The sequence below is a fragment of the Oleiphilus sp. HI0086 genome, from assembly GCF_001635225.1.
This window is the reverse complement of the sequence record NZ_LWFZ01001314.1, coordinates 1-12,839: the sequence shown is the minus strand read 5'-3', so window position 1 is coordinate 12,839 and position 12,839 is coordinate 1. Positions and strand designations below refer to the sequence as shown.

The 12,839-nt window shown below is 43.3% G+C and carries 13 protein-coding genes; 2 read left to right on the top strand and 11 right to left on the bottom strand.

The window, feature by feature from the left end; all coding sequences use genetic code 11:
- On the top strand, positions 1 to 1,331 hold a 1,331-nt coding region (locus A3756_RS22760; protein WP_082865446.1), incomplete at its 5' end, for an FG-GAP repeat protein.
- A 19-nt stretch (positions 1,332 to 1,350) separates the two neighbouring features.
- On the opposite strand, the gene A3756_RS22755 is transcribed toward A3756_RS22760, so the two are convergent.
- The 4 genes from A3756_RS22755 to msrB all read right to left on the bottom strand — a co-directional run bounded on the left by A3756_RS22755 (position 1,351) and on the right by msrB (position 5,471).
- Positions 1,351 to 2,286: an SIS domain-containing protein gene (locus A3756_RS22755; protein WP_068506503.1), complete on the bottom strand. Its 936-nt coding sequence runs from the start codon at positions 2,284 to 2,286 to the stop codon at positions 1,351 to 1,353.
- Positions 2,287 to 2,490: 204 nt separating this feature from the next.
- Positions 2,491 to 3,375: a MipA/OmpV family protein gene (locus A3756_RS22750; protein ID WP_068506506.1), complete on the bottom strand. Its 885-nt coding sequence runs from the start codon at positions 3,373 to 3,375 to the stop codon at positions 2,491 to 2,493.
- Positions 3,376 to 3,541: 166 nt separating this feature from the next.
- Positions 3,542 to 4,363 carry a glucosaminidase domain-containing protein gene (locus A3756_RS22745; RefSeq protein WP_082870316.1) on the bottom strand — a complete coding sequence of 274 codons (822 nt, stop codon included), beginning with the start codon at positions 4,361 to 4,363 and terminating at the stop codon, positions 3,542 to 3,544.
- Between the two features lie 85 nt (positions 4,364 to 4,448).
- A complete protein-coding gene (msrB, locus tag A3756_RS22740) occupies positions 4,449 to 5,471 on the bottom strand; it encodes a peptide-methionine (R)-S-oxide reductase MsrB (protein ID WP_368664616.1) in 1,023 nt (340 codons plus the stop codon).
- 320 nt (positions 5,472 to 5,791) lie between these two features.
- On the opposite strand from msrB, the gene A3756_RS22735 reads away from it, so the two are divergent.
- A complete protein-coding gene (locus A3756_RS22735) occupies positions 5,792 to 7,321 on the top strand; it encodes a methyl-accepting chemotaxis protein (RefSeq protein ID WP_068760189.1) in 1,530 nt (509 codons plus the stop codon).
- 2 nt (positions 7,322 to 7,323) lie between these two features.
- Here the strand turns inward: A3756_RS22735 and A3756_RS28190 are convergent, their stop codons facing one another.
- From A3756_RS28190 to ccoN, 7 genes are all read right to left on the bottom strand, one after another.
- The gene (locus A3756_RS28190) at positions 7,324 to 7,512 is read right to left on the bottom strand and encodes a FixH family protein (RefSeq protein ID WP_068554747.1); all 189 of its coding nucleotides are present in this window, start codon (positions 7,510 to 7,512) and stop codon (positions 7,324 to 7,326) included.
- Positions 7,513 to 7,554: 42 nt separating this feature from the next.
- Positions 7,555 to 8,967 carry a cytochrome c oxidase accessory protein CcoG gene (gene ccoG, locus A3756_RS22725; protein ID WP_068506518.1) on the bottom strand — a complete coding sequence of 471 codons (1,413 nt, stop codon included), beginning with the start codon at positions 8,965 to 8,967 and terminating at the stop codon, positions 7,555 to 7,557.
- An 81-nt stretch (positions 8,968 to 9,048) separates the two neighbouring features.
- A complete protein-coding gene (locus A3756_RS22720) occupies positions 9,049 to 9,390 on the bottom strand; it encodes a hypothetical protein (RefSeq protein WP_156490703.1) in 342 nt (113 codons plus the stop codon).
- A gap of 82 nt (positions 9,391 to 9,472) precedes the next feature.
- Positions 9,473 to 10,351: a cytochrome-c oxidase, cbb3-type subunit III gene (ccoP, locus tag A3756_RS22715; RefSeq protein WP_068554745.1), complete on the bottom strand. Its 879-nt coding sequence runs from the start codon at positions 10,349 to 10,351 to the stop codon at positions 9,473 to 9,475.
- A 2-nt stretch (positions 10,352 to 10,353) separates the two neighbouring features.
- Positions 10,354 to 10,536 (bottom strand): CcoQ/FixQ family Cbb3-type cytochrome c oxidase assembly chaperone, encoded by a 183-nt coding sequence (locus A3756_RS22710; protein ID WP_068506528.1) that lies wholly within the window; start codon positions 10,534 to 10,536, stop codon positions 10,354 to 10,356.
- 2 nt (positions 10,537 to 10,538) lie between these two features.
- Complete coding sequence (gene ccoO, locus A3756_RS22705) at positions 10,539 to 11,144, bottom strand: cytochrome-c oxidase, cbb3-type subunit II (protein ID WP_068554743.1); 606 nt, start codon at positions 11,142 to 11,144, stop codon at positions 10,539 to 10,541.
- A complete protein-coding gene (gene ccoN / locus A3756_RS22700) occupies positions 11,144 to 12,574 on the bottom strand; it encodes a cytochrome-c oxidase, cbb3-type subunit I (RefSeq protein ID WP_068506532.1) in 1,431 nt (476 codons plus the stop codon). The genes ccoO and ccoN overlap by 1 nt, the downstream gene beginning before the upstream one ends.
- Positions 12,575 to 12,839: the final 265 nt, after the last annotated feature.

The window sequence follows — 12,839 nt, the reverse complement described above, 5'->3', positions numbered from 1 at the left end:
TACAGAATGACCTTGACGGCTCGATTGTCAATGAATTCTCAGAGGACTCTGGCGCTGTTTATATCTATGAAAGAAATGCAAACGATTCTTGGGAGTTAGTCTGGATGTTGAAGGCTCCAAATGCTGAGCCAGGCGATAAATTTGGTCAATCTGTGTTTGTGGACGGCGAACTATTGGTAGTTTCTGCCCCTGGTGAAGATAGCTCTGCGCAAGATGTGTACACTAACTATACTGCAGAAGGGGACTATTCAAGTGCGCTCTCTCAAGAACTTGAAAATGCCAGCGCTAGCAATCTTTCTCCTGAATCTGGCGCAGTCTACCTTTATGTGCTGCAGCGAGATGGAAGTTGGGCACTTCACTCTTATATCAAAGCAAAGGAAAATGTTCGAGGTGCCTCCGGTTTCGACAAAGGGTTTGGTGAGCAAATTGCGTTAAGCGCTCGGTTAAGTTCATCTGGGCAGTATATTGGTCATAGCCTAGCTATTGCTGCACCAAAAGAAGATAGCCTGAATGGCATCTTTTCCGACACGCAAGCCATTAACTCAGGTGCAGTTTATATGTATTCGCTAAATCTCAGTCAGGGCAATTTCTTGCAATATATCGAGACGTTAAAAGCTTTAGAACCCGTTGCGGGAGATCGCTTTGGTAGTGCTATTTCTTTAACACCTGACGGCCAAGTATTTGTATCAGCTCCTTATGAACAAAGTAATGACCGTGTGATAAATAATTCGCCCTCGCCAGAGTCATATGAGCCTGTACTAAGTAGGTCAAATTCCGGCGCTGTGTTTGCTTTTAGCGCTATAAATAGTAATCAGGTGGGATTTCACGAATTGAGTTCAATTATAAAGGCATCGAATGCAGATTCTGGTGATCTATTTGGTAGCTCAATTGCTTCGAATGAAAACTATCTGGTTGTTTCTGCATCCCATGAGGACGGCGCAAGTACAGGGTTCAATCGCGATATGTCGAATAACGATTCAAGCGATTCTGGAGCCGTTTACGTATTTAAAAGAGATGCTGCCAGTGGAAACTTTTCTCAGGACCTCTATATAAAAGCTCCCGTAAATGAACCGTTTTCGAGCTTTGGCAATGCAGTGGCGCTATATGATAACGACCTGATTGTCTCGCACTCACTGTTCGATGAAGGAGGAGCTGAAGATAAGGGTATCACTTACATCTATGCTCGGGATCATGAAGATAAGACCTGGTCTAAACTTCTAGAATTAAGCAGTCCTGAAGTTGTTGAATATGGAAGCACGATTGCGCTTGAGGGAAATAAGGTGGTTGCCACAACCAAAACAGCAGGACAACCTTTGTTTTTGGTAAAATAAACTCAGTGTTTTAGAGGGCTTATATTGAGAGTATGCCGCTAACAGCTTCTTTGCCGTCAATAACCAGTAATTTTGTAATGCTGTTTTCCTTCATGATCGTTTCGGCCGTAAAGAGCATTTCTCCCTCGTCAATGGTTATTGGGTCTGTGGTCATTATATCTTTTGCTTTTTGGGTGTGAATGTCACCACCTTTTACCAAAGAACGGCGCAAGTCTCCATCAGTGATTACGCCAAGAAGCGCTTTGTTTTCATCGATAACAACTGCAATACCCTGAAGCGATTGAGTCATTGTAATGATAACTTCATCAACAGGTGTTTCAGGGCTTACAAAAGGTAGGTCTTGAGCAAGCATTTCGTCACGCACCTTGGTCAGTAGCTGTCTACCCAAGCTTCCTCCAGGGTGAAAGGCTGCAAAGTGCTCAGGTTGAAAGTTTCTTTCTTTCATTAGTGAAACAGCAAGTGCGTCGCCCAAAGCTAGTGTCACCGTTGTCGATGTGGTAGGAGCCAAATTATTTGGGCATGACTCCTTTTCGACAAAAATATTCAAGTAGACGTCTGAATTTTTTGCTAGCGTGCTATCAGGGGCGTTAGCAATAGAAATAATTTTGTTTCCGAAGCGCCGAAGGCTAGGGATGAGTTTGATCACTTCTTCGGTTTCGCCGCTATTCGAGATAAGCAAGATGATATCGCTAGGGCGGATCATCCCTAAGTCACCATGAAATGCTTCGGCGGGGTGAATAAAAAAACTAGGTGTGCCGGTAGAAGCGAGTGTAGCTGCGACTTTTTTGCCAATATGGCCGGATTTCCCCATACCTGAAACTATTAGGCGTCCTTCAGATTTCATTATCAATGATATGGCAGATGAAAAACTGTTATCAAGAGAGTTTGCGAGATTTGAAATAGCGGAGGACGCTTCGTTTAAGCTGCTAATCGCAGTTTCATTAATATCAGACATTTACACCTACCTAGTAAAGCGGGGTTATAAGGGCTTGGGAGTGGGTGATACAAACGATACCACTAATTATGTCTGTATTATAAACGGTTTTACAAAGAGTAAAATGGCTTTTGTCTTAAATGAAATTTAGGTGCAACAGGTTTAACTTGGGTGAGGGTTGGCAGCGCAATGTGATTGAGGTGCGCTGCCAAAAGAAGGAGCAGGTTAAAAATTGTATCGCAGGCCGATATTACCTAGAATCAGTTCTTTATCTTCTATTAAGGGGCTGGTTTCTATTTCGCCTGAAAATTTCTCTATGGCAAGGTAGCCCGTCGCGGTTAGTTTGTCAGATATGCTGTATTCGACGGTAAGGTCGAACCCGACATGTCCACTATTTCCAGGCTCATATTGAGGTCTGGTAATAGTTTGATAATAATCGATATTGGCGTCATCTTCGCCAGCACCATATTTTTCAATAACATCCTCTTCCGCTAACCTATTTTCAGCTTCGGTTACTTGATAATAGTATGAGTTGTATTTCGTACCATAATGCTTAATAAACATGCGAGGTGTGATTGTCCAATTCCCAGTGTCTGGGAAAGGACGAGACCAGCTAATTGAAGATCGTGGGCCAGAATAGGTGCTGATGACATCGTGAAAAGCCTTAATCTCAACAAGTCCAACACGGGAAAAGAAACGGAAGATAAAGCCAGCCTCAATAGACCTATCCCTATTTTCATCAATGCCCCAGTACAACTCTTCCATATCAGCGCTAATATTCTCAAGATCCAAAAATGTTCGTCCCGATGTTACCGCAAGGCCAAACATAATACGCTTATGCCTGAATAACTCGAAGCCAACTAGTGGCTCATCATGATTGTTATAGCCGAACAAATTTCCCCACTGAAAACTGAAAGTCGGTAAAAAGGAGTAGGTGCCATCATGTCCTATATAGGGTGCCGACCCAAATGTAATGCCGGGGCCGATAGAAAGATGGTCTTCATAGACTGGAACCGGCTCTTGTACCCTTGCTTGAGTTGCGGACGAGCAAAGCACCAAAGACAGTGTTATTGCAGCCAATGATAAGAGTTTACGAGAGTTGAATTCCATAGTGATAAATTACCTGGGTAGTTCCATGTGTGATTAATTACTTAATTTCCAAGCGTTCAGAGAATGCTGAGTCCTTGAATATTTCTGTATTCTATATCTTATTGAATTTAAACGATGAGATCTGGATAACATCATTCGTGATATTTCTGAATAATGCTAACCCTTATTAGCCGGCTAGGTCATATTGAGTGAGGTTATTGCTTTCGATCATGATGCGAACTTTCTCAATATAACGCTCAGCTTGTTCGGAGTAAGGGGAAAGTCCGGGCAGTAGATCTAGGCTGCTCATGTCTTGCTTGCTTGTGCTGCTGAACTTAGCGCGTAGTTTCCTGAATTCATCATATGCCGAGAAGCTATTTAGGTTCATCAGATAGGCCCTGATGGATTCATTTATAGTCTCGAATTGAGCTACCTCATGTTGTTGGTTCTCATTCCTGAATTTAGGTACAAGACCGCATCCTTTTTTAAAGCACCAGTGGCCAAATAGGTTGTTTCCTTGCTTAGCGAAACGACTGGTCCCCCAGCCAGACTCAATGGCCGCTTGTGCCAGTACCATAGAAGCAGGGACGGTATCAACACGCTCTAGCAGTCTGCCAAGTGTCTGACTTGGGTTGGTAGTTGGCACAACCTTGTATTTCATTGCAAGCGCTTTAAGCCAATTTCTGTCGTATTGGTTCAGGCTGGCGGCACCATTTTTTTTTATGGAAGTGCTCATAGCTTGTATTGCAGTTCTGAGGCGAAGTATGTGAAGGTTTTCGTCCTTAACCATTGGCAATAAATATTCAAAAAAAGACTGCTTCTTCTCACTTATATTCTGAATAACTGAAAAGTCAGGAAGCGGGACGGACAGACTGCTATCGGCCTTGTTTTCAATCTTGGGTAGCATATTTTTGGGACTGTGATAGAACCATATGCTTGCCCAAATAATAGACAGTAAGCAGAGGGTAACGGGGTAGTTAATGCTGACGAGGCGTGAAATTAAACTCATTAAAGTTTCAGGGCGCAAATGTTTAAGTAAAGTAATTTTACTTATATTACACAGACAGCACCCTGAAAGAAAATATATCGTTCGTTTAAAACTGATCTAGAAACTGCTCGTAACCCCGGCTACTAAGTTGCTGCTTGGGAATGAATTCCAACGCGGCGGAATTAATACAGTATCTTAAACCAGTTGGCGCTGGGCCATCATCAAAGACATGCCCAAGATGTGAGTCTGCAAATTTACTACGAACCTCGGTGCGAGACATAAATAAACGAAAATCTTTCTTTTCAACTATATATTCTTCTATTAACGGTTTAGTAAAGCTCGGCCATCCTGTGCCAGAATCAAACTTATCTCTCGATGAGAATAGGGGTTCTCCACTGACGATATCGACATAGATACCTTCACGTTTCTCATCCCAGTACTCGTTATCGAATGATCTTTCCGTCCCTTCTTTTTGGGTAACTTTGTATTGAAGGTCGCTGAGCTTCTCACGTATCTTGGTATCGCTTGGTTTGCTGTATTGATTAGTCTGTTTGTTTTCGCTCATAGCTTTCCTCTCAAGATTTTCCTTTGTCCAAACTGTTTCCAGATACTGATCTCTACCTGAATTGTAGCGGTAATATTTATATCTTATTGGGTTTCTTTTGAAGTAGTCCTGATGGTAGTCTTCGGCAGGCCAGAACTTACCAGCTTCTATAATTTCTGTCGTAATGGGTTTATCAAATATGCCGCTGCTCTGAAGGGATGCTTTAGAAGAAGCAGCTAAGTTCATTTGCTCACGGTCCAAATAGAAGATTACGGGTCTATATTGCTTTCCTCTATCAACAAACTGTCCGTCAGAGTCTGTTGGGTTAATATGTTTCCAGTAAACATCAAGTAGGGACTGATAATTTGTGACTTTAGGGTCAAATTTTACTAGAACCGCTTCGACATGGCCGGTTTTGCCTGAGGCTACTTGCTTGTATGCGGGTGACTGTTCACTACCTCCGATATAGCCCGACGTGGCGGAAAGTACTCCTTTATGCTTTTCAAAGTCTGCTTCGGTACACCAGAAGCAGCCGCCGGCAAAAATCGCCGTGTCGCTCGCTGAGACAATGGCGCCTTTACTCATGGTGGATGCCCCAGGCTCTTGTGCTGCTTGGGTGATTGCGCTCAGATAGGTAATAATACTAAGCAAACTGACGATCCAAAGTGTTTTTTTCATAAATTCCTACTCTATCGGGATTCTTTTAAGCAACTGTAGAACTTAGGACAAGAGGTTTGCAGAAAGGTTCCAAATCCGTTTTAGATATTTTCTCTTAGTCAGGCCTGTTTTTATCTGAGGGCTAATTTTAGGGAGGTGAATAAATCACTAAACATCCTTTAGAATCCGAAGTTTAGGTCTATACTGCTATTTTATTGACGATAATAATTAATTGAGCCTTACCAGATATGTATAAGTTTCTTTTGAATCTCCGTTTAAAGTATAAGTTTTGGTTGTTAAACGGGGTTTCATTTACCATTGTTTGTTTAATGGTTGCTGCCTCCATTGCAATAAATCATTCTTTCATCTTGGATGAAAGTCGTGAGGACAATGCTGATATTGTCGATAGCTTACTATCTATTTCAAAAGAGTTGGACCCACTAGAGTACCGGGCATTGACAGCAGCTAGTAATAACCTGATTTACCGTGAGTCAGGTCAGCAAGATTATTTTACTGGTAAAAATGTTCACAATTCAATTTCAAGTGAGTCTATCGACAAGGCGCTCGATGCAAAAGAATTGCTTGTTACCTTTGGTGGTGGATGGCTCGATGAGTTCCCTGCCGTGACTCTTACAAAAGCGAGTCTTGACAATGGCGCAATCATTGCGCGTGTAGCCGTTAAACCTTCTTTGATACAAATGTTTAAAGCTCAAGCGCTCAATTTTGCCTCCGTCGTATTTGTCTTGATGTTAGTTCTTTTAGTCTGCTCACAGATTTTGATTACCTTCTTTGAACGTCATATTGATAATCTAAAATCAGTTATGAGACATGTTAGGAAGAATGGTGACTTAACTGCAAGAGTAGAAATAGATTGTCTTGATGAAGTGGGCGACATGGCTGAGGCTTTTAATGCCATGCAAGATAATTATCAAAGTACCGTTAAAGTGCTTATGGATACTGCTGGATCGCTGCATCAATCTGCTGCAAGCCTTCAGGAGAATGCAAATCGAACCGAGCGGGATATGTCTGAGCAACAGCAGGAAACTGCGGCAATTCTAGAGTCAATTGCGCAATTAACAATTGCCGCACAGGAAGTGGCCAGCAGCGCTTCAGAGATGCATGAAGTTAGTTCGTCTGCGGCTGATCTCACTGCTTCGGGCGAGCTAGAAGTCCAACAAGCCAAGGATGTTACACATACGCTAAGTCAGGAGATCGACCAAGTTTCGACTTTGATATCAACCTTGCAAGATGATACGAAGAGAATAGATTCTACAACAAGCGAGATACAGGTAATCTCTGAACAGACTAATCTTTTGGCGCTCAATGCTGCAATTGAAGCTGCAAGAGCAGGAGAGTCTGGTCGTGGCTTTGCGGTGGTTGCAGATGAGGTTCGTTCGCTCGCTCAACATGCACATGAGTCGAGCGAGAAGATACAGCAGCTTGTAAATGCAATTCGAAGTGTAACCAGCGATATTATTCGGGTAATGGATCAAGGTACCTCGACAGCAAACAACAGCGTTGAGAGCTCGGAGCGTACGGTTGCTTTATTCTCTGATATTCGCTCCCTAAGTGATCGTATCAATCGCAGTAATCTTGTCGTGGCGTCTGCCGCTGAAGAGCAGAGCCAAACAAGTCTCGCTGTGAGCAATGGCCTAGAGGAAGTCAAAAAAGGAGCCGACCACGTTCTACTTAATGCAATGAGTGTTAGCGAAGACTCAAAGAGGATAGCTGATCTTGCTAATCAGCTTGAAAGCATCGTCGGAAAACTGCAAGTATAAGCTTAAGGTTCTTTCACTTCTTCACGGGCAAATCGCCCGATCTCACGGTCAGTAATTATTGGCGCGCTATCTATAGCAATCGAGATTGTGAACATGCTCGCGACAACAACTGATGCTGGTAATGCTATTAAAAACCAAGGCCAAAACTGCTTATACCAGGCAGTTTGAGGTTTATTATTTGTATCGTTCATATTGTTATATTCCATCTCTGGGTAGGTATTGTGATTACGGTGCTATCTTGGGCTGAAGAATCGAGAACTTTCTTGAACCTTATATATATCATCCTCAATCTTGGTAGAGATTGTAAACTCAAGAGTTTCAATAGGTTTATCTAAAGACGCTACGGGGCTTGCAACGGTTACGGTAACATTGCCAACTTCGCCTGGTGCTATTTTTTGCACTTCATTGTAAGAAACCTTTGCGCCGTCAATTCCGGACACATCAATTTGATATGTTTGCGCATTCTTACTTTTATTCATCACCTTAAAGTTATAGACGTTTTCAATATTAGACGCGTCGATAACGCGGTATAGTGCACCACGATCTCTGAGTACATCAACTGCTAGCGGTGAACGCATTGCAATGGCAATAACAAAGGCAACAAATAAAGCAACTAACAAAATAGCATAAGCGACAATTCGCGGCCTAAGAATCTTAGTTTTTTCGTGATGTAAGGAATGTTCAGTGGTGTAGCGAATCAAACCTTGAGGTTTCGAGACTTTTTCCATTACCTGGTCACATACATCCACACAAGCTGCGCAGCCAATGCACTCATACTGTAAGCCTTCGCGAATATCGATGCCAGTAGGGCAGACCTGCACACATAAAGAGCAGTCAACACAGTCACCTGCCTGGTCGGCCATTTCCTTTCTTTTTTTACCCTTAACTCTTGGCTCGCCACGGTCATCGTCGTAGGAGACAATCAGAGTGTCCTTATCGAACATGGCGCTTTGGAAGCGTGCATAAGGGCACATATATAAGCATACCTGTTCTCTGAGGTAGCCAGAGTTTCCATAAGTCGCAAAACCATAAAATAGGATCCAGAAAGTTTCCCAGGGCCCAAGAGTGTAGGTGCCAGACAGCGTTGTCCACAAAGACGCTGATAACTCGCGTATAGGTGTAAAATATCCGACCAAGGTAAAACCGGTCCATAATGAGAACAGGAGCCATACAAGCTGCTTGGTCCCCCGTTTGCGAATTTTTTCAGCATTCCAGGGCATCTTTTCCAGCTTAAGCTGTGCGCCTCGGTCACCCTCAATAATGCGTTCCATCCAAACGAAGGCTTCAGTCCAGACGGTCTGGGGGCAGGCATAACCGCACCATAAGCGGCCAGCCAAGGCTGTAAAAAAGAATAGGCTGAGCGCAGCCATGATTAATAGCCAAGCTAGAAAGAAAAAGTCTTGAGGCCAAAACGTTAGCCAAAAAATATGAAACTGGCGCTCCGGTAAATCGAACAAAATTGCTTGATGTCCATCCCATGTAAACCAGGCTGCAAAATAGTAAAGCCCGAGCAGTGTAAACATCATTGCTTTGCGAAGCGATTGGAAAACACCTTTTACTTCACGGGTGTGTACCTTTTCATGACTTGCATACAAGTTGCTGTCGGAAGACTTGAAGCGATGTGCAATTTTGTTTTCAATATCCATTAATTAACACCAATGTAAACAGATAGAACTAGATGCCTGCAGGCCTAGGAGCAGCTGCAAGTTGTTTTTGTCTTGAGCCGACTAGTCAGCTTCCTCATCGTAATGTTCTGACAAGGATTTTTGTCGTTTGGCAAGAGGTAGGGCCAATAAGACACAGCTCAAAGCTGTGCAGCTAAAACCAAACACCCAAAAGAGGAAAAAGCCTAATGTATATAGAGCATTTGGGCTAAACTCTACAGGGAAAGTCGCGATACTTGATAACTCTATCGGATCAAATGCTGCGAAGAAAAGCATTGTTGCCAGTGCTGCGCATAAAAAAGACACCCAAGCCATAACACCAAATGAGCGCCAGAAAACTTTCGACTGTAATTCTTCCTCGGGAACAATCGTGCGTAGTTGCGATATGATAATTCGAATCATCATTGACCTCGGATCATTATAAATATTGGTGTAATTCAGCGCCTATATAAATGATTGGGCGCTGAATTACACCTTGATGACAAAGTTATAGAGACAAAATATAAGCTGATAGAACTTTAGCTTCTTGCTCACTAAACAAATGTCTGTGCGACGGCATGTTGCCGTTACGTCCATTGGCTATCGTGGCGTCAATATCTCTTAACAGTCCGCCATATAACCAAATATTGTCAGTAAGGTTGGGCGCACCAAGCAGCTGGTTGCCTTTACCGTCAATGCCATGGCAAGCAGCGCATTGCATATCAAAGCTTGCCTTGCCTTGTTCTGCTTTGGTCGCGTCAGTGGACTGATTGCTTAAGCTAAGCACGTACTGAGTAAGGTCAGATCTTTGCGTGTCATCTAAAATTGCGCCGAAAGCAGGCATCACGCCTTGACGGCCATTTAGAATTGACTGCGAAATCAAATCTGAACTATTTCCGTATAGCCAGTCATCATCTGCAAGATTCGGAAAGCCTTTTGAGCCTTTAGCATCGGAACCATGGCATTGCGAACAGTTATTGTCAAACAAGCGTGAAGCAGTTTTCATTGCTTCAGTATTTGCTTGAAGTTCTTCAGCTGTTTTGCCCTCAAATTGAGAAAAGAAGGCAGCGCGGTCCGCTCTATTCTTTTCCATTTGGGCGTCTAACTGATTAAGTTGAGTCCAACCTAATGAACCTTCGTTATTACCTAGTGCAGGGTAAAGGTACATGTAAATTGCTGCAAAAATAGTTGTCAGAATAAACATGTTAAACCACCACTTTGGTAGTGGGTGATTCAGTTCGGATATACCGTCCCATTCATGTCCGGTAGACTCGACCTCACCGCTCTCATCCGACTTCTTTGAAGAAGTCGCGAACAGTAGCCACATGACACCAACTAGGTTGCCGATGACCAATACACTGATGAAAATACTCCATCCTGTACTCATAATTAGGCCTCACTTTTTTCTTTGTTATTGCAAGTATTCGTTGCAGTGTTATCCAAGGGAAGATTTGCCATTTCCTCGAACGCTTCTTTACGCTTGCCACTCCAGCTCCAGAAGCAAATTCCGATGAACGTAAGCAAAAGCATGCCGGTCATTAAACCGCTTAGTGTGTGCTGTAATTCGCCCATGCTTATCTCCCGTTGTTTGCAGTGCCAAGCACTTGCAAGTATGCAATCAAAGCATCGATTTCAGTCATATTTGCTAGCTGGGCGGGCCCGTTAGCGATTTCTTCGTCTGAATAGGGATGGCCTAGTAAACGTAAGGCTTCCATTTTGCTTATAATGCTATCAGTTTCTGCTGGTGCCTCGGCTAACCAAGGGAGGCTTGGCATATTTGATTCAGGCACCAAATCACGAGGATTGATTAAATGTATACGATGCCATTCATCAGAGTAACGGCCACCAACGCGTGCCAAATCAGGACCTGTTCGTTTCGAACCCCACTGGAACGGGCGGTCGTAAACTGATTCACCTGCAACTGACGGAGGGCCATATCGCAACACTTCATCAGCGAAAGGTCTAACCATCTGTGAGTGACAGTTGTAACAACCTTCACGAATGTAGATGTCGCGGCCCGCTAGCTGAACCGCTGTGTAAGGTTTAACGCCTGGTGCTGGTTCTGTCGTTTGTGTTTGAAACATCAGCGGAACGATTTCAACCAAACCGGCAACACTAATTACTAGGGCAATTAATACACCAAGTAGTGCGCTGTTCTTTTCAATAGTTTGATGATTCATTATGCTGCCTCCTTGTTGGATGCTTCGTTGTCTAACTCGGAAGAACCGATGGTTTTAATTACGTTATATGCCATCATCAACATACCAACCAAGAACATTAATCCACCAAGTACACGTACGACATAGTAGGGGTAGCTAGCTTTGATACTTTCAATGAAAGTATATGTCAGCGTACCGTCGTCACCCATGTCTCTCCACATTAGGCCTTGCATTACACCAGCGATCCACATTGATGCTATATAAAGTACTACACCAATTGTTGCGATCCAGAAATGACTGTTTATCAGCGATTCGCTATACATGCGCTTTTTGTTAAATAGCTCAGGAACAAGCATGTAAACGGAACCGATAGTAATAAAAGCAACCCAACCAAGCGCACCTGAATGAACGTGCCCAACTGTCCAGTCAGTATAGTGAGATAGTGCGTTGACGGTTTTTATCGACATCATTGGCCCTTCAAAGGTCGACATGCCATAGAACGATAGGGATACAATCAGGAACTTAAGGATCGGGTCAGAGCGTAACTTATCCCATGCGCCAGATAGCGTCATGATACCGTTGATCATACCACCCCATGACGGAGCTAATAGAACCAAGGAGAACACCATACCAAGTGACTGGGCCCAGTCTGGTAGAGCAGTGTATTGCAAATGGTGCGGACCAGCCCACATGTAAATAGAGATCAAAGCCCAGAAGTGTACAACTGATAATCTATAGGAGTATACAGGGCGATTCGCACGCTTTGGAACGAAGTAGTACATCATGCCTAAAAACGCCGCAGTTAGGAAAAAGCCAACAGCATTGTGTCCATACCACCACTGAGTCATTGCATCGGTTGCACCCGAAAAGACAGGGTAGGAATGAGTCAGGCTAGTAGGAATAGATAAGTTGTTAACGATATGAAGTACCGCTACAGCGATAATGAACGCTGCATAGAACCAGTTAGCAACGTAGATATGCGAAACGTTTCGCTTTACCAACGTGCCGAAGAATACAACACCATAGCTAACCCAAACGATTGCAATGAGTAGGTCTATTGGCCAGATTAGCTCTGCATACTCTTTGCCTTGCGTAAAACCAAGAGGCAGAGTGATTGCTGCTAATACAATGATTAACTGCCAACCCCAAAAGGTAAACTTCGCCAGACCAGGCGCGAACAGTGTCGTATGACATGTCCTTTGGACTATGTAATAAGAGGTTGCAAAGAGTGCACAACCACCAAACGCAAAGATTACTGCATTCGTATGTAAAGGCCGCAAGCGGCTAAAAGTTAAATACGGTAAGTCAAAATTTAGTGCGGGCCATGCAAGTTGCGCGGCGATAAGCACGCCGACAAGCATTCCGACAATTCCCCAGACTACCGTCATAATGGTGAATTGCCGAACTACTCCATAATCGTAGTTCTTAGGTTGAATAGGCGTTTGATTCATATGATTCACGTTCCTTATTATTTGCCAAAAGTTGGAAGCAAGCCGATTCTGTAGCGCCTCTACCTACTTTGCCTTGATGTATGTCAAGTGGGGTATATATTTATTCCTTTTATCAAGTGCTTAAGGGGTGGGGTTGATATACATCAAAGTGGGTAGTTTAGATTTTGTACAATTAACTAAAATTGAGAACTGATTGCTATTTTAGTTATGGCCTTTATAGCTTTCTGTAAATGAAATTCGTTATCATTGCTTACGCATTTGAATA